Source organism: Luteitalea sp. TBR-22, from assembly GCF_016865485.1.
Classification (GTDB): domain Bacteria; phylum Acidobacteriota; class Vicinamibacteria; order Vicinamibacterales; family Vicinamibacteraceae; genus Luteitalea.
Window position 1 is genome coordinate 5,827,658 of record NZ_AP024452.1, and the last position, 17,691, is coordinate 5,845,348.

Consider the following 17,691-nt stretch of genomic DNA (forward strand, 5'->3'; position numbering starts at 1 on the left):
CCTCATGGCCTGGTTCAAGCGCGTCCCGAAGCCCATCGCCCCGGCACAGAAGACCAGCCGCATCCCCGAGGGTGTGTGGGTCAAGTGCCCCGACTGCGGGCAGGCCCTGTACAAGAAGGACCTCGACGACAACCTGCAGGTCTGCCCGAAGTGCGCCCACCACTTCCGGCTCGGCGCCGCCGACCGCCTGGCGATGCTGTTCGACGGGCCCTGGGTCGAGCACGACCGCGACCTCGCCTCCACCGACCCGCTCGCGTTCATCGACACCAAGCCGTACTCGCAGCGCCTCCGCACGGCGCAGGAAGCCAGCGGTCTCAAGGACGCCATCATCTGCGGCACCGGGACGATCGAGGGCATCGAGACCGAGGTCGCGGCGATGGAGTACTCCTTCATCGGCGGCAGCATGGGCGTCGTGGTCGGCGAGAAGATCACGCGCGCCATCGAGCGCGGCCTGCAGCACCGACGCCCCGTCGTGGTGGTGTCGTGCTCGGGCGGGGCGCGCATGATGGAGGGCACGCTCTCCCTGATGCAGATGGCCAAGGTCAGCGCCGCGCTCGCGCGCCTCGATCGCGCCGGCCTGCCCTACCTCTCGGTGCTCACCGATCCCACCACCGGCGGCGTCACCGCGAGCTTCGCGATGCTGGGCGACCTCAACATCGCCGAGCCCAAGGCGCTCATCGGGTTTGCCGGCCCCCGCGTCATCGAGCAGACGATCCGCCAGAAGCTTCCCGAAGGCTTCCAGCGCGCCGAGTTCCTCGTCGAGCACGGCATGGTCGACATGATCGTCGACCGCCGCAAGCTGAAGGGCGCCATCGCCGCCGCGCTGAGGTTCATGCACACGCCGGCATGACGCCGCAGCAGCGCCTCGCCACCCGCGAGTTCTTCGGCATCAAGCTCGGGCTCGACACCATGCGGGCGCTGATCGGCGCCCTCGACCACCCCGAGCGCAGCTTCCTCCCCATCATCGTCGCGGGCACCAACGGCAAGGGCTCGGTCACCGCGATGGTCGCGCGCGCCCTGCGCGCCGCGGGGTTGCGCACCGGTCGGTACACGTCACCGCACCTCACCCACCTCACCGAACGCTTCGCCATCGACGACCGGGATGTCGACGACGAGGCGCTCGACGCGGCGCTGGCAGCCGTGTTCGAGGCCGAGGAGCGGCTCCTGGCGGCAGGCGCCCTGCCGGGCCCGGCCACGTACTTCGAGCTGACCACGGCCGCGGCGTTCGTGATCTTCCGTGCGGCCGGGGTGCGGGTCGCCGTCGTGGAAGTGGGCCTCGGCGGCCGGCACGACGCCACCAACGTGGTGGAGGCGCCGTGGGCCGCGATCACCTCGATCGGCATGGACCACATGGCGCAACTCGGCAACACGCTGGCGCTCATCGCCGCCGAGAAGGCCGGCGTGATCATGCCGGGCGCCACGGTGGTGAGTGGAGTCACCGAGGACGAGCCCGCGACCGTGATCGCCGAGACGTGCGCGGCACGTGCGGCGACGCTGATCCGCGCCGGCGAGCAGGCGCGTCTGGAGGTGGAGGAGGACGACGGCGACTGCGTGGTGGCCATCGACACGCCCAGGCGCCGCTATCGGCGCGTCCGGCTCGCCTTGCGCGGCCGTCACCAGGCGGCCAACGCGCTGGTCGCCGTGCGCCTGCTCGAGGCACTCGAAGCCGCCGGCATCGGCGGCGGCGCCGAGGCGATCGTGACGGGCCTGGCCGACGCCCGCTGGCCGGGACGCCTCGAACGGCAGGTGATGCCCGGAGGCTCGACCGTCGTGCTCGACGGGGCACACAATCCCGCCGGCGCCGAGGCCCTGGCCACCTGGTGGCGCAGCGCCGGCTTCGCCCCCGCGACGCTGGTCACCGCGTGCATGCGCGACAAGGACGTCGAGGGCCTGCTCCGCCCGCTGCTGCCGCTTGCCGACGCCGTGATCGCGACCGCCGTGCCTTTCGCTCGCGCGCTCCCCGCGGCGGAGCTCTCCGAGCGCATCGCGGCGCTCGCGCCCGCCCTCGCCGTGACGGTCGCGCCCTCGCCGGCCGAGGCGATGGCCGCGGCCGCCGAGCGGCATGCGCGGGTGGTCGTCGCCGGCTCGCTGTTCCTCGTCGGCGCGGCGCGTGAGTGGCTCGCGCGGCAGGGCGGGCCGTCGCAACCTGCGTGATATTCTGCGGGTCGCCACGCTCGCCCCCCATCACCAGCCCGTGCACTCGACCAACACGCTCCGTGTCCTCGCGCTCCTGTTCGCCCTGACGACGCTGCTGCCGGCAGCGGGACGCGCGCAGCAGGTGCCGGGCTTCAAGGTGACCAAGCAGCTGAAGATCGAGATCAGCGGCAACACCTACCACCTCGAGGGCCAGGTGGAGATGGAGCAGGGCAACCAGAAGTTCTACGCCGATCAGGTCGACTACGACACGGGCACGCGCGTGATGGTGGCGACCGGCAACGTCGTCTACACGTCGCCGCAGACGCGCATCGCGGCCGACAAGCTCGAGTACAGCCTCGACACCAAGATCGGCATCTTCCACAACGCAACGGGCTCGACCTACCTCGGCGAGAAGGTCGACAAGAGCTTCTTCGGCACGCAGGAGCCCGACGCGCTGTTCTACGGCGAGAAGATCGAGAAGGTCGGGCCCAAGCGCTACAAGATCACGCACGGTGGCTTCACCAGCTGCGTGCAGCCGACGCCGCGGTGGGAGCTCGTGTCGAGCACCGCGCTGGTGGAACTCGACGAGTACGCGGTGCTGACCAACACCACCCTCAAGGTGAAGGGCGTGCCGATGTTCTACCTGCCGGTCATGTACTACCCGATCCAGAGCGACGATCGGGCGACCGGCTTCCTCCTGCCGACCTACGGATCGTCGACGGTGCGCGGGCAGAGCATCAGCAACGCGTTCTTCTGGGCGATCAACCGCAGCCAGGACGCGACCATCTACCACGACTGGTTCACCAAGCGCGGCCAGGGGGTCGGCGCGGAGTATCGCTACGTCGCAGGCACCGGCTCGCAGGGCTCCTTCACCACCTACTACCTCAAGGAGAAGGAAGCGAGCTACGACACCTCGACCGGCCCGGTGACGACGCCGGCCGCCACCAACTACGAGATCCGCGCCAACGTGGCGCAGGTGCTCCCGTTCAACCTGCGGGCCCGCGGCAACATCGACTACTTCTCGAGCATCGTCACGCGGGCGACGTTCAACCAGAACCCGTACGACTGGTCGTCGCGCACCCGCAGCATGCGCGGCAACCTGTCGGGCACCTGGGGCCGCCAGAGCCTGAGCGCCACCTACGACACGACCGAGCTGTTCTACTCGGAGACCTCGTCGAGCCTGCAGGGCGGCACGCCGCGCCTCTCGTACAACCTGGCGCAGAGCCGCATCGGCGAGACGCCCTTCTACTACGCGCTGGGCTCGGAGTGGGTGGCGCTGGCCCGCGTCGACACGGACACCAACCGCGAGTTCGACCAGTCGCTGCAGCGGTTCGACGTCACGCCGACGCTGCGGGTCCCGTTCAACAAGTGGCCGTTCCTCACGTTCAACTCGTCGGTGGCGTACCACTACACGCGGTGGAGCGAGAGCTACGTCAAGGACGCCAACAACCGCGACGTGCAGGCCGAGGTGCCGATCACCCGCAGCTACTTCGACCTGCGCACCGACATCGTCGGGCCGAAGTTCACCAAGGTGTGGGACACGCCCGACAACGGCTACGCCGAGAAGTACAAGCACACGATCGAGCCGATCTTCACGCTGCAGCGCCTCACCGCGTTCGACGACTTCGACCGCATCGTCAAGCTCGAGGGCTACGACTTCACCTACGGCGGCACCACCCGCATCGCCTACGGCCTGGTCAACCGGTTCACCGCCAAGCGCCGGTCTGGCGAGTCGGCGGCGCGGACCCGCGACTTCCTGACGCTCGGCATCACGCAGAGCTACTACAGCGACCCGCGGGCCAGCCTGTACGACTTCGGCGCGTACCCGCTGAACTACTTCGGCCGGTTGCCGAGCAACTTCTCGCCGATCAACTTCAGCGCGCAGTTCTCGCCCAACCCGCGCACCAACGTCACGACGCGTCTGGACTGGGACGATCGCGCCGGCGAGTTCCAGAGCATCCGCCTCAACGGCCAGTACGGGCTGAGGGAGTGGCTGGACGTGAGCGGCGGCTGGAGCCAGCGCAAGTTCTCGTTCTTCCCGGATCGGCCCGACAAGTTCTTCAACGCCAGCACGACGTTCAAGACGCGCGCGAACCGGTTCGGCGGAACCTACGCGTTCTACTACGACATCGGCCGGTCGGTGATGATGGACCAGCGCATCGTGGGCTACTACAACGCCCAGTGCTGCGGCGTGGTGGTCGAGTTCCAGCAGTACAACTTCCCGCAGTATTCAACGTTCGCCGTGCCGCAGGACCGTCGCTTCAACATCGGGTTCACCCTGGCGGGCCTCGGCACGTTCTCGAACTTCCTCGGCGCGTTCGGCGGCAACACCGGGCGCACGGGCAGCTTCGGCAGCCGGTCGTTCTGACGTGCGCGGCCCGGTCCTGGTCACTGGCGCTGCCGGGTTCGCCGGCGGACACCTGATCCCGCTGCTGCTGGCCGACGGCCCGGTGGTGGGGTGGTACCGTCCGGGCGTGCCGCCGTCGGCGACGTCGCTGGCACTCGGCCCCGGCCTCACCTGGGCCGCCGTGGACCTCACCGACGCGCGTGCCGTTGACGAGGCGATCGCGGCCCTCCGTCCGACCGCGATCTACCACCTGGCCGGCGCCGCCAACCAGGGCGCGGCGTGGACGCAGTCCGACGTGACGCTGGACCTCAACGTGCGCGTGACGCACGTGCTCCTCGGCGCGGTCGCCAGGCACGCGCCCGCCGCGCGCGTGCTGGTCACCACGTCGGCGGCCATCTACGCCGCCTCGCCATCGCCGCTGCGCGAGGACGATCGCCTCGCCCCGGCCACGCCGTATGGCGTCAGCAAGCTCGCGCAGGAGATGGTGGCGCTGGATGCCGCGCGCGACGATGGGCTCGACGTGGTCGTGGTGCGCCCCTTCAACCACATCGGCACCGGCCAGGATCCCGGGTTCTTCGCGCCGGCCTTCGCGCGCCAGATCGCCCGCATCGAGGCGGGCCTCGATCCCGGACCGATGCGCGTCGGCAACCTGACGCCACGCCGCGACCTCTGCGACGTGCGCGACACGGTGCGCGCCTATCGCCTGCTGGTGCAGCGCGGCGAACGCGGCGGCATCTACAACGTGTGCCGCGGCGAGGCGATCGGCATCGGCGCGCTGCTCGACATGCTGCGCGCGCACTCGACGGTGCCGATCGAGGTCGAGGTCGATCCCGCGAGGCTGCGGCCCGTCGACGTCCCGGTGCTCGTGGGTGATCACGGGCGGCTCACGGCCGCCACCGGCTGGACGCCGGTGATCCCGCTGGAGCGCACCCTCGACGACCTGCTCGACGAGCAGCGACGGTTGGTCGGCGACAGGTAACTGCAGAATTTCAGAATTTCAGAGTTTCAGAATTTCAGGATTTCGTCACCGGCACCAACCTTCGAGGCGCTGTGGCGCTGATGCAATTCCGAGATTCCTGAAATTCTGAAATTCCCTAGACCTTCAGGAACGTGCCGTTCTTGTACAGGTAGTCCAGGAAGATCCAGCGCGCGGCCACGGCGCCGAGGGCCAGTAGCACCGGCCCCGCACCGCCCACCAGCGACGCGACGCCCCCGAGGAAGAACTTCGAGATGTCCGGGAAGTTGATGAACTCCTGGGCGACATAGATGGTGATCGCGTTCATCCCGATCACCACGAAGAAGTACGCCCAGCGTCGCGCCCCGTGGATGTCGATCAGCCAGTAGAACAGCGCCACGAGCAGCAGGCTCCAGCCGGCCGCGATCATCACGTACGAGCCGGTCCAGAGGTTCTTGATGATCGGGAACACCGTCGACCACGCCAGCCCGACGACCAGGCTCGCGATGCCGGCGAGCACCAACCCGCGCACCTTGGCCATCGCCGGCCGCGCCTGCGTCAGCCACCACCCCGTGAGCACTCCCAAGAGGCACGTGCTGATTGCCGGGATGTTCGAGAGCAGGCCCTCGTTGTCGCCGTACGGATAGCAGCAGAACTTGCCGGGGATCAGGAGGCGATCCACGTAGCCCACGAGGTTGCCCTCGGGAGAGAGGTCGTAGGCGCGGAAGCCGGGCGCCGGCACGAACGCGAGCAGCGCCCAGTACCCGAGCAGCAGGCCGGCCGCGAGGATCGCCTGCCCGCGGGCCTTGAGGTGCAACACCGCGAGGGCGGCAAACAGGTAGCAGATGGCGATGCGCTGCAGCACGCCCGGCCAGCGCATCTCGGCGAAATCGAACTGCAGCAGCCCCCAGTTGATCCAGCCGAGGACCATCAGGAGCACGAACCGGCGCAGGATGCGCGGGTAGGCGGCCGACGGGTTGCCCTCGTAGCGCCTGAGGGACATCGGCAGGACGATGCCGACGATGAAGACGAAGAGCGGGAAGATCAGGTCGTAGAAGACGAACCCTTCCCACGGGCGATGCTCGAAGTGGTAGTCGAGCCAATGCCAGCCCAGCCATGCCGCCAACGCGCGGCACAGGAGGTCGCCGCCGGTGATCCAGAACATGTCGAAGCCCCGCAGGGCGTCGATGAACAGGAGCCGGGGCGACCCAGCGGGTGCAACCGCGACGGCGGCCTGGCGCGACGGGGCAGGCACGCGCTCAGGACTTGCGCGTCGCCGACCACGACCCCGCGTTGCCCGCGATGTCGTAGTTGCCCTTGACCAGCTTGCCGTCCTCGAGGGTCGCCTTCACCGTGCCCGACGCGGCATCGGAGCTGACGTTCAGCGAGAGCGCGTTGCCCTCCAGGCTGCCCTTGACTGGCAGTTCCATGCCGTCGGGGCTCTTGAGGAACCCGGTCACGGCCGAGCCTTCCTGCTTCAGGTTCAGCGACCAACCGCCGCCCCCGTCGCCGGTGATGTCCCACACGCCCGCCACGCCGGCGGCGGCGCTGGTGCTGGCGCTGGCGGCCGCACCGGCGCGCGTGCCGCTGAAGTCACCCGAGGCCGCGCCGCCCGCGTAGTCGACGGCGCCCTTGATCTCGGCGCCCGTGACCTTGCCGGTCATGACGATGTCGATGGGCTGCCCCTGGTAATCGATGGCGAACGAGATCTTCACGCCGGAGTCGGTCGGGGCGATGGTCGGCGTTCCCACCAGCGGCAGGCCGGTCGCGGTGGCCACCAGCTTGCCGGCGTCCTCCTTGACGTCCATCGTCATCGGGTGGGTGCCCTGGGGCGAAGTCAACGTGAGGTTCCACGTGCCGACGAGGTCGTTGGCCGTGGGCGCCTGCGCATACGCGGCACCGGCACACAGGACGGCGGCCGCGGCGACGAACGCGCGGAACTGCATGGTGTTGATGGGCATGACCCGTCAAGTCTACCCGAAACGTCGAGCCCGCCAATCGCCCCGGCTTGACCTGTCGCGGCAGACCGCCCACAATCGAAGAAAAAGCGAAACCCATGGACACCCAACTCGCCCTCTTCGAGCGGGCACTCACCACGCGCGGCGTGGCCGACCTCGTGAAAGCACACGGCGTGGAGGCGCTGACCGCCGCCCAACGACGCGCCGACGACGCGCGCTACCAGGAGGTGGTGTGCCGCTCGGCGCTGAACCGCACGAAGGGCATGCCTTTCCGCTGGACCCTGAACCCCTATCGCGGATGCACGCACGCGTGCCAGTACTGCTTCGCCCGGCGCTACCAGACGCAGCTGGAGATGGGGGCCGGCGACCAGTTCTCCTCGTACATCTTCGTGAAGCGCAACGTCGCCGACGTGCTCGCCCGCGAACTGGCGCGCCCGTCGTGGCGCCCCGAGCTCGTGGCGGTCGGGACGGCCACCGACCCGTACCAACCCATCGAGGGCCGCTACCGGCTCACGCGCGCGTGCCTCGAACACCTCGACCGCGCCGACACCCCCATCGGCCTGGTCACCAAGGGACCGCTGGTCGTGCGCGACGCCGACATCCTGGCTCGCCTCTCGGCTCGCGGTCTGGCCACCGTGTACGTGAGCGTCCCCACGGTCGACGATGCCTGGGAGCGGCTCGAGCCGGGCACGGCGCCGCCGATGCAGCGCCTGCGGGCGGTGCGGCGACTGCTCGACGCGGGAGTCAGGGCCGGGGTGCTCATGAGCCCGCTGGTGCCCGGGTTCACCACGCATCCGTCGCGCATCGAGGCGACCCTGCGCGCGATGGCGGATCTGGACGTGCCGCTGCTCGGCGGCAACGTGCTGTACCTCGAGGACGGCAGCCGAGACCACTTCCTGCAGTTCCTGGAAGCGGAGGCTCCGCACCTGCTCGAGAAGTACGGACGGCTCTACGTGCGCAAGTACCCCGACCCGTCGTATGCCGCGCAGGTCAAGGGCGTGCTCGCGGCGCTGCGGGCCCGATACGCGAACCGCCGCACGCCCGGCGAGGACGTGCGGCGGCAAACGGACTGGATTGCCGATGAACTGTGACGAATTCAGAAGTTCAGCATTTCAGAAGTTCACCGCGTCTCAGACAGCCGAAGCGCACCACCAGCCAACCGCAGAACCGTCCGTGCCGGCACGCCTTCCATGCCGTTCGCGATGGTGGTGCAATTCCTGGAATTCCTGAAATTTACAGGTTTCTTCCCATGAGGGCGTTGATCCGCTGCTCGGTCGGCGGGTGGGTACTGAACAGCGAGAACAGCCCGCGCACGCTGAACGGCTTCATGATGTACATGTGCGCCATGGCCGGGTTGGAGTCCATCGGCACCCGCTGGCTGTAGGCCTCGATCTTGCGCAACGCGCTGGCCAGCCCCACCGGCGACCCGGCGATGGCGGCGCCGCCGGCGTCGGCCGCGAACTCGCGCGACCGCGAGATCGCCGTCTGGATCAGCATCGCCGCGATCGGCGCCACGAAGATGCCGACCAGCAACGCGATCGGGCTGTTGCCCTCTCCATCGTCGGACCGCGAGTGCCCGCCGAACATGCTGGCAAACTGCGCCATGCGCGCCACCATCATGATCGCGGCGGCGATTGTCGCGGCAACCGAGCTGATCAGGATGTCGCGGTGCTTGACGTGCGCGAGCTCGTGCGCCATCACCCCCGCGAGCTCGTCGCGGCTGAGCACGCGCATGATGCCTTCGGTGGCCGCCACGGCTGCGTGCTGCGGGTTGCGTCCCGTCGCGAAGGCGTTGGGCGACTGGTCGGGGATGACGTAGACGCGGGGCATCGGCAGCTGCGCGCGCTGCGCCAGTTCCGCCGTCAGTTGGTGCAACGGGTGGCCGGGCCCCACCTCCTTGGCCTGGTGCATGGCCAGGACGATGCGGTCGGAGAACCAGTACGACCCGAAGTTCATGACCATGGCGAACAGGAAGGCGATGATCAGCCCGCTCTGCCCGCCCATGAGCTGGCCGAGGTACAGGAAAAGCGCGCTGAGCAGGCCCAGCAACGCGGCAGTCTTCAAGGAACTGGACATTCGTTGGCCTCAGTCTAGGGCGCGACACGCCCTCTCCGTACAATAAGACGCATGACGCGCGTGATCGAGCTGACCGTTTGTCTCACGCTGCTGGGCGCCGCCGCGGTCGCCGGCCAGCCGCGCCCCCAGACGCCGCCGCCCCCGCCGCCGTCCACCCGCGGCACGGGAGCGACCTCCGCGCCCCCCGGGCCGCAGGCGCCTGCGACCCGACCGGCCCCGACCACTGCCGCGCCCACGCCGACCACCACCGCCGCCGCACCCGGCACGTCGACGCCCGCGACGGCCGCCCCGCGGCAGGTCCAGACCCTGTCGGCCAACGCCGCGGGGAGCGAACCCGCCCCTACCGAGGCTCAGCTGGGGCTGCCCATCTATCCGGGGGCGAAGTTCCTGCGCTCCTACGACGCCGGCCAGGGGCAGCGGTACTACCTGTTCGGATCGACGGCGACCTTCGGCGAGCTGGTGATGTACTACCGCACCCAACTGAAGGACAAGGGCGACCTGGTGTACGACGTGCCGCCGGTCCACATGTTCGAGGTCGGCAAGTTCCGGGAGGAGACGATGGCGTTCCCCCCGGGCGTGACGATCAAGGACTACACGTCCGGCGGCGGCAAGGGCTACCTCGTGCCGACGCCCGGCGCCAACCCGAGCCGGTACCCGACGGTCATCCAGATCGTCCCCGTCACCGCGGCCAACAGGTAGGACGGCGCCTCCGGCCATCGGCTCAGGGCTCAGGGCTCAGGGCTCAGAGAGCACCCTCCTGAACGATTGTTCTGAGCCTTGAGCCTGATGCCTTGAGCCGGCTTACCCCTGCTTCACGTAAATCTCGCCGACATGCTTGAAGTCGGCGGCCTTCTCCTGCAGGCCCGCCTCGAGAGCCTGCGCCTCCTCGAGCCCCTTGGCCGCCGCGTAGTCGCGCACCTGCTGCGTGATCTCCATCGAGCAGAATTTCGGCCCGCACATCGAGCAGAAGTGCGCGACCTTGGCGCCCTCGGCCGGCAGCGTCTCGTCGTGGTAGGCGCGCGCCGTCACCGGGTCGAGCGCGAGGTTGAACTGGTCGTTCCAGCGGAACTCGAAGCGCGCCCTGGACAGCGCGTCGTCCCACACGCGCGCCTGCGGGTGGCCCTTGGCGAGGTCGGCGGCGTGGGCCGCGATCTTGTACGCGATCACGCCGGCCTTGACGTCGTCGCGGTTGGGCAGGCCGAGGTGCTCCTTCGGCGTCACGTAGCAGAGCATCGCCGTGCCGTACCAGCCGATCATCGCGGCGCCGATCGCCGACGTGATGTGGTCGTAGCCCGGCGCGATGTCGGTGGTGAGCGGCCCGAGCGTGTAGAAGGGCGCCTCGGCGCACCACTCGAGCTGCTTCTCCATGTTCTCCTTGATCAGGTGCATGGGCACGTGGCCGGGGCCCTCGTTCATCACCTGCACGTCGTACTCCCACGCGATCCTGGTGAGCTCGCCCTGCGTCTGCAGCTCGCCGAACTGCGCGGCGTCGTTGGCGTCGGCGATCGAGCCCGGACGCAGGCCGTCGCCGAGCGAGAACGAGACGTCGTAGGCGCGCATGATCTCGCAGATCTCGCGGAAGTGCGTGTAGAGGAAGTTCTCCTTGTGGTGCGCGAGGCACCACTTGGCGAGGATCGAGCCGCCACGCGACACGATGCCGGTGACCCGTCGCGCCGTCATCGGGATGTAGCGCAGCAGCACGCCGGCGTGGACGGTGAAGTAGTCCACCCCCTGCTCGGCCTGCTCGATGAGCGTGTCGCGATACAGCTCCCAGGTGAGTTCCTCGGGACGGCCGCCGACCTTCTCGAGCGCCTGGTAGATCGGCACGGTGCCGATCGGCACCGCGCTGTTGCGCAGGATCCACTCGCGCGTCTCGTGGATGTCCTTGCCGGTCGACAGGTCCATCACGGTGTCGGCGCCCCAGAGCGTCGACCAGCGCAGCTTGTCGACCTCCTCCTCGATCGACGACGACACGGCGGAGTTGCCGATGTTGGCGTTGATCTTCACGAGGAAGTTGCGGCCGATGATCATCGGCTCGAGCTCGGGGTGGTTGACGTTGGCCGGGATGATGGCGCGGCCGCGCGCCACTTCCTCGCGCACGAACTCGGGCGTCAGGCTCTCGCGGGTGGCGATGTAGGCCATCTCCGGCGTGACCTCGCCGCGGCGGGCGTACGCCAGCTGCGTGATGGCCTGGCTGCCGGAGGCGCGACGCCGCGTCCGCGTCCGCGCGGCCAGCGCCGGCGGCATCTCGCGCTTCCACGAGTCGAGACGCAGGAAACGCGGCTCCTCGACCGTGTCGCCGCGCTGCTCGATCCACGGCTGCCGCAGCCGCGGCAGGCCCTCGCGCACGTCGATGCCCTGCGGGCCGCTCGTGTCGTACACGCGCACCGGCGCGTTGCCACCCGACAGCACGATCTCGCGCATCGGCACGCGCGTGCCGAGCTCGCCCTCCAGGTACACCTTGCGCGAGCCTGGGAACGCCTCTTCGTACGTCAGCAGCGGAGTGGTGGCCGCGGGGGTCTTCGACACGTCGTGCTCCTGCGAATGGCGAAGGGAGACGCGCGCGTCGCGCGCCCGCGCTCCCTCCACCGGTATCAACCGGCCCACCGTCGCGTCCGTGACGCGGCGGCGGGTCCGCCAGGGCGCGTCGTGGGAGGCGCGAAGGCGGAACAGGTTCCAAGGGTGTGATCTCAATCCCTCGCGGGATACCCCTGGCGGACTGTTGGCCATCATAGCGTCAATGCCGCGATGCCGCGATGCCGCGATGCCGGGAATGTCCCAGGCCTTGCACACGGCGGCAACATGGCGGCACACGACAGGCTCGGCCGGATGCGGATAATGCGTGGGTGAGTCCGCTGCCGCCCCTGCCCATCGATGCGCACCTCGACGCGGTGCGCGAGGCGTTGCGGGCGCATCGCGCCGCCGTGCTGGTCGCGACGCCCGGCGCGGGCAAGACGACCCGCGTGCCGCCGGCGCTGGCCGGTGACGGGCAGGTGCTCGTGCTGCAGCCCCGCCGGGCGGCGGCGCGCGCCCTGGCGCGGCGGGTCGCCGAGGAGCAGGGCTGGACGCTGGGCCGCGAGGTCGGCTGGCACGTGCGGTTCGAGCCGCGCTTCAGCCGCGACACACGGGTGTTGTTCGCCACCGAGGGCATCCTCACCGCCCGCCTGCAGCAGGATCCCCTGCTCGACGGCATTCGCACCGTCGTCCTCGACGAGTTCCACGAGCGCAGCGTGCACGCCGACCTCGGCCTGGCGCTGGTCAAGCAGGCCTGGCTGGCGCGCGACGACCTGCGCGTGCTCGTGATGTCGGCGACGCTCGATGCCGGGCCGGTCTCGGCCTACCTCGCAGACTGCCCCGTCATCGAGGTGCCGGGCGATGCCCACCCGCTCGCCGTGACCTACGCCCCCGACCGGCCGCTGTCCGCCGTCGTCGACGACCTGCTGCTGCAGCAGGAGGGCAACGTGCTGTGCTTCCTGCCGGGCGCGCGCGAGATCGACGATGCGCAGCGGGCACTGACGCGCCTGGCCACGAGCCGCGGCGTGCAGGTGCTGCCGCTGCACGGGGCGTTGCCACCGGACGCGCAGGACGCGGTCCTGCTGCCGGGTCGGGAACGGCGGGTGGTGCTCGCCACCAACATCGCCGAGACCTCGGTCACCGTCCCCGGAGTCCGCGCCGTCGTCGACACGGGATGGCAGAAGGTGGCGCGCTACGACGCCGCGCGCGGCATCGACACGCTGCAGTCCGAGCGGGTCACGCGCGATGCGGCCGACCAGCGAGCCGGCCGGGCCGCGCGCCTCGGCCCCGGCGTGGCGGTCCGCCTGTGGGACGAGCGCGATCGCCTGCGCCCGTTCCGCGACCCCGACATCACGCGCATCGATCTGGCGCCCGTGCTCCTGGCCATCCTCGCGTGGGGCGGGCGCCTCGACGACTTCGAGTGGTTCGACGCGCCGCCCGCCCACCGCCAGCGCGACGCGATCGTGCTCCTCGAACGACTCGGCGCGGCGGCTGGCGGCAGCGTGACCGCCCTGGGACGGCGAATGGCGAGGATGCCGCTCCCGCCCCGGCTCGCGCGGCTCGTGCTCGCCGCGGACGCGCACCCGGACGCCTGCCTGGCGGCGGCCCTGCTCGGCGAGGGGCGCCTGCCGACGCCGGACGGTCGGACGACCTCCTCGGACCTGCTGTCGCTGCTGCCGGGCGCGCGCGCCTTGCCGCACCTGGCGCGGGCGGCCAGTGCCATCGGCCGCGCCGCCGCCGACGAGGCGCCGAGTCACGCTCGGCAGGCGGGTCCGATCGCCGAGGACGTGCTCGGGCGGGCGGTGCTCGCGGGTTTTCCGGACCGGGTCGCCCAGCGCCGCGTGCCGAACGGCGAGGCGCTGCTGCTGGCTACCGGCACCGGAGCGCGGTTGTCTGCGGCCAGCGGCGTGCGCGAGGCCCTTCACCTCGTGGCCCTCGAGGTGCGGACGGTAGAAGGCCGCGACGCGCAGGTGTCGCTCGCGAGTGCCGTCGAGAAGGACTGGCTCACGCCGACCGGCACGACGCGCGAGCCGCGCGTCGACGAGCAGGGTCGCCTGCGCGTCGTGGTGCGGCGCCGATATCACGCGCTCACCCTGTCGGAACGTCAGGAAGGCCCTGGCCCTGACGACCACGGCGTACTTGCCGCGGCCTGGTTCGACAGGCCGCGATCGGAGGCCGACACGCAGCTGCTCGCGCGACTCGCCTTCTGCGGGATCGACGTGGACCTGCCGGCGCTGGTGCGCGAAGCCGCCGCCAGCGTCGACACGCTGGCGGCCATCGACATCGAAGCCGCGCTACCGTGGGGCACGCGCCAGCGCCTGCTGACCGAAGCGCCGGCGCGGCTTCCGTTGCCGAGCGGTCGCACGGCGGCGCTGACCTACACCGACGACGGCAGCGTGCGCGCCGCCGTCAAGCTGCAGGAACTGTTCGGACTGGCGGAGACCCCGCGCCTCGGACCTCGTCGGGAGCCCGTGCTCTTCGAGCTGCTGGCGCCCAACGGGCGGCCGGTGCAGTCCACCCGCGATCTCCGCAGCTTCTGGACGACCACCTACGCCGAAGTGCGCAAGGAACTGCGGGGCCGCTACCCGAAGCACCCCTGGCCCGAGGACCCCTGGACGGCCACGCCGACGCACCGGACCAAGGGACACAGGTAGGGCGCGGTCTCCGACCGCGCCGTCCAACCAACGGCGGGGTGGGACACCCCGCCCTACCTCTATGGCTGCCTACCCCGCGCGGCGCAGCACGAAGCACTTCAGGTAGTACGTCTCCGGCACGCCGAGCAGCACGGGATGATCGCGGGCCTGCATCCGCTTCTCCACCACCACGACCGGAATCTGCGCGTCGGTGGCCGCCGAGAGGATGATGCTGCCGAACATGCCCTCGTCGACGTGCGCCGAGCAGGTGCACGTGATCAGGTGACCGCCCGGCTTCAGCAGCCGCAGCGCGCGCAGGTTGATGTCCTTGTAGCCGCTGACCGCCTTGGGGATCGCGCCCTTGTGCTTGGCGAAGGCCGGCGGGTCGAGCACGATCGTGTCGAACCGCTCGTCGCCGCGCTCGAACTCGCGCAGCGCGTCGAAGACGTTGGCCTCGCGCGCCTCGACGTTGCCGAGGCCCTGCCGCGACGCGTTGGCGGCGATCGCCGCGACGGCGTCGGCCGAGGCGTCGAGCGCCAGCACGTGCTCCACATGCGGCGCCATCCGCAGCGCGAAGCCCCCGTGGTAGCTGAAGGCATCGAGCGCACGGCCGCGGGCGTAGCCGGCCGCCACCGCGTGGTTCTCGCTCTGGTCGAGGAACAGGCCGGTCTTCTGGCCGTGCCAGGGGTCGACCAGGTACCGCACCGGCCCCTCGCGCACCTCCACCTGTGGCGGCACCTCGCCGTAGGCCAGCGTGACCTCCTGCGGCAGTCCCTCGAGGGTGCGCACCTTCGGGTCGTTGCGCAGCAGCACGCCGCGGGGCTGCAGCAGCTCGACCAGCAGCTCGACGATGAGGTCGCGGTGGGCGTCGGTGCCTTGCGACAGCGTCTGCGCGACCAGCACGTCGTCGTAGCGGTCGACGATCAGCGACGGGAGGAGGTCGGCCTCGCCGTGCACGAGTCGCATGGCCGTGGCGTCGATCGCGAGCCGCTCGCGGACCGCAATCGCCGCGGCAAGGCGGCCGCGCCAGAACGCCCGGTCCACGGGCGTCGCGTCGCGGGTGAGCATCCGCAGCGTGATCTGCGACTCGCTCGACGACAGCGCGCGGCCGAGGGGCGCGCCTCGACCGTCACGGACCTCGACGACGGCGCCCGGCTCGGCTTGCAGGTCGGTGACGTCGGAGCGGTAGATCCAGGGGTGGCCCGCGCGCACGCGGTCTGCCCCCTTGCGGGAGAGGACGGCGAGGTTCGAACGGGGCGAGGGTGCGGAGGACATGGGAGGGGTGAACCGGCCGGAATGGGCGGGATCCGTATAGTACAATTCGGCCCTATGCGCGTGGCGCTGGGCGCGGATCATGCAGGCGTCCACCTCAAGGAAGCGGTGCACTCGCTGCTGCAGTCACGCGGCATCGACGTCCACGACTTCGGCACGGTGGGCGAAGCCTCGGTCGACTATCCGGACTACGCGGCGAAGGTCGGTCGCGCCGTGGCGTCGGGCGAGGCCGACCTCGGCATCCTGGCCTGCGGCACCGGCCTCGGGATGGCGATCGCGGCCAACAAGATCGCGGGCGTGCGTGCCGCGCCCGTCGTCGACCTCGAGAGCGCGCGATTGGCGCGCGAGCACAACGACGCCAACGTCCTGGCGCTGGGGGCGCGGGTCACTTCGCCCGAGATGGCGCTGCAGATCGTGGCGATCTTCCTCGACACTTCCTTCGCGGGCGGGCGCCACCAGCGCCGCCTGGACAAGATCACGGCGCTCGACAACGACCGTCATTGCTAGGCCGTCAGGTTCACACGCATGTATCACCTCACGCCCCTCCACCTGCGCCCGCTGGCCCAGGTCGACCCCGACATCGCCGAGGCGATCGCCAACGAGACCACCCGGCAGAACCTCGGGCTCGAGCTGATCGCGTCGGAGAACTTCGCGAGCACGGCGGTGATGGCGGCCGCCGGCTCGGTGATGACCAACAAGTACGCCGAGGGGTACCCGGGCAAGCGGTACTACGGCGGCTGCGAGTTCGTCGACGTCGCCGAGTCGCTGGCCATCCAGCGCGCCAAGGACCTGTTCCAGGCCGAGCACGCCAACGTGCAGCCACACTCGGGCGCGCAGGCCAACATGGCCGTGATGCTGTCGTTCCTCGCGCCGGGCGACACCATCCTCGGCATGAACCTGGCGCACGGCGGGCACCTGACGCACGGCCACCCGCTGAACTTCTCGGGCAAGCTGTACAACATCGTCCCGTACGGCGTGCGTGAGGACGACGAGCGCCTCGACTACGAGGAAGTCGAGCGACTCGCCCACGAGCACAAGCCGAAGCTGATCGTCGTCGGGGCGAGCGCGTACCCGCGCATCATCGACTTCGAACGGATCTCGAAGGTGGCCAGGGCCGTCGGGGCGCGGATGCTCACCGACATGGCGCACATCGCGGGCCTGGTGGCCGGCGGCGTGCATCCGAGCCCGGTGCCGCACAGCGACTACGTCACGACGACCACGCACAAGACGCTGCGCGGCCCCCGCGGTGGCCTGATCCTGTGCAAGCAGGAGTACGCCAAGGACATCGATCGCTCGGTGTTCCCCGGCGTGCAGGGCGGCCCGCTGATGCACATCATCGCCGCCAAGGCCGTGTGCTTCCGCGAAGCGATGGAGATGAGCTTCCGCGCCTACCAGGCGCAGGTGGCCAGCAACGCCAAGCGCCTCGCGCAGTCGCTCCGCGACGAGGGTTTCCGCCTCGTGAGCGGCGGCACCGACAACCACCTGATGCTCGTCGACGTGTTCTCGAAGGAACTCACCGGCAAGCAGGCGGAAGCCGCGCTCGGCCGGGCCGGGATCACCGTCAACAAGAACGCCATCCCGTTCGACAAGAACCCGCCCATGGTGGCCTCCGGCATCCGCATCGGCACGCCGGCCGTCACCACGCGCGGGATGACCGAGCCCGAGATGGACCGCATCGCCGACCTCATCTCGGCGGCGCTGCAGGTGCCCGAGAACGAGACTGCCCTGGCCAAGATCAAGCTGGAAGTGGAAGAGCTGTGCCGGGAGTTCCCGCTCTACCCGCCCCCAGCCTGATCGACG

At 70.1% G+C, this 17,691-nt stretch carries 14 protein-coding genes; 9 read left to right on the plus strand and 5 right to left on the minus strand.

Going from position 1 to position 17,691, the window contains the following annotated elements; all coding sequences use genetic code 11:
• Positions 1-4: 4 nt before the first annotated feature.
• The 4 genes from accD to TBR22_RS24020 are packed head-to-tail and all read left to right on the plus strand — an operon-like array spanning position 5 to position 5,462.
• Entirely contained in the window at positions 5-850 is an 846-nt protein-coding gene (gene accD / locus TBR22_RS24005; RefSeq protein WP_239490371.1) for an acetyl-CoA carboxylase, carboxyltransferase subunit beta, read from the plus strand.
• Complete coding sequence (locus TBR22_RS24010) at positions 847-2,154, plus strand: folylpolyglutamate synthase/dihydrofolate synthase family protein (RefSeq protein WP_239490372.1); 1,308 nt, start codon at positions 847-849, stop codon at positions 2,152-2,154. Before accD ends, TBR22_RS24010 begins: the two co-directional genes overlap by 4 nt.
• 40 nt (positions 2,155-2,194) lie before the next feature.
• Entirely contained in the window at positions 2,195-4,504 is a 2,310-nt protein-coding gene (locus tag TBR22_RS24015) for an LPS-assembly protein LptD (RefSeq protein ID WP_239490373.1), read from the plus strand.
• Position 4,505: 1 nt separating this feature from the next.
• The gene (locus tag TBR22_RS24020) at positions 4,506-5,462 is read left to right on the plus strand and encodes an NAD-dependent epimerase/dehydratase family protein (protein WP_239490374.1); all 957 of its coding nucleotides are present in this window, start codon (positions 4,506-4,508) and stop codon (positions 5,460-5,462) included.
• Positions 5,463-5,577: 115 nt separating this feature from the next.
• On the opposite strand, the gene TBR22_RS24025 is transcribed toward TBR22_RS24020, so the two are convergent.
• Positions 5,578-6,693: an acyltransferase family protein gene (locus TBR22_RS24025; protein WP_239490375.1), complete on the minus strand. Its 1,116-nt coding sequence runs from the start codon at positions 6,691-6,693 to the stop codon at positions 5,578-5,580.
• A 4-nt stretch (positions 6,694-6,697) separates the two neighbouring features.
• A complete protein-coding gene (locus tag TBR22_RS24030) occupies positions 6,698-7,399 on the minus strand; it encodes a hypothetical protein (RefSeq protein WP_239490376.1) in 702 nt (233 codons plus the stop codon).
• Positions 7,400-7,494: 95 nt separating this feature from the next.
• On the opposite strand from TBR22_RS24030, the gene TBR22_RS24035 reads away from it, so the two are divergent.
• Positions 7,495-8,487: a radical SAM protein gene (locus tag TBR22_RS24035; RefSeq protein WP_239490377.1), complete on the plus strand. Its 993-nt coding sequence runs from the start codon at positions 7,495-7,497 to the stop codon at positions 8,485-8,487.
• Between the two features lie 142 nt (positions 8,488-8,629).
• Here the strand turns inward: TBR22_RS24035 and TBR22_RS24040 are convergent, their stop codons facing one another.
• Complete coding sequence (locus TBR22_RS24040) at positions 8,630-9,472, minus strand: zinc metalloprotease HtpX (RefSeq protein ID WP_239490378.1); 843 nt, start codon at positions 9,470-9,472, stop codon at positions 8,630-8,632.
• A gap of 51 nt (positions 9,473-9,523) precedes the next feature.
• Here TBR22_RS24040 and TBR22_RS24045 point away from each other — a divergent pair, with 51 nt between their 5' ends.
• Positions 9,524-10,171, plus strand: coding sequence for a hypothetical protein (locus TBR22_RS24045; protein WP_239490379.1), 648 nt, complete (start codon positions 9,524-9,526; stop codon positions 10,169-10,171).
• Positions 10,172-10,273: 102 nt separating this feature from the next.
• Here TBR22_RS24045 and thiC read toward each other — a convergent pair whose 3' ends face one another.
• Positions 10,274-12,001 (minus strand): phosphomethylpyrimidine synthase ThiC, encoded by a 1,728-nt coding sequence (thiC, locus tag TBR22_RS24050; protein WP_305068754.1) that lies wholly within the window; start codon positions 11,999-12,001, stop codon positions 10,274-10,276.
• Between the two features lie 317 nt (positions 12,002-12,318).
• Between thiC and TBR22_RS24055 the strand changes: the two genes are divergently transcribed.
• Positions 12,319-14,640 (plus strand): ATP-dependent RNA helicase, encoded by a 2,322-nt coding sequence (locus TBR22_RS24055; protein ID WP_239490380.1) that lies wholly within the window; start codon positions 12,319-12,321, stop codon positions 14,638-14,640.
• Between the two features lie 69 nt (positions 14,641-14,709).
• Here the strand turns inward: TBR22_RS24055 and TBR22_RS24060 are convergent, their stop codons facing one another.
• Positions 14,710-15,894 carry a class I SAM-dependent rRNA methyltransferase gene (locus TBR22_RS24060; protein WP_239490381.1) on the minus strand — a complete coding sequence of 395 codons (1,185 nt, stop codon included), beginning with the start codon at positions 15,892-15,894 and terminating at the stop codon, positions 14,710-14,712.
• A 54-nt stretch (positions 15,895-15,948) separates the two neighbouring features.
• On the opposite strand from TBR22_RS24060, the gene rpiB reads away from it, so the two are divergent.
• Together rpiB and glyA are read left to right on the plus strand one after the other, a co-directional pair.
• Entirely contained in the window at positions 15,949-16,398 is a 450-nt protein-coding gene (rpiB, locus tag TBR22_RS24065) for a ribose 5-phosphate isomerase B (RefSeq protein WP_239490382.1), read from the plus strand.
• Between the two features lie 18 nt (positions 16,399-16,416).
• Positions 16,417-17,685: a serine hydroxymethyltransferase gene (glyA, locus tag TBR22_RS24070; protein ID WP_239490383.1), complete on the plus strand. Its 1,269-nt coding sequence runs from the start codon at positions 16,417-16,419 to the stop codon at positions 17,683-17,685.
• Positions 17,686-17,691 lie beyond the last annotated feature (6 nt).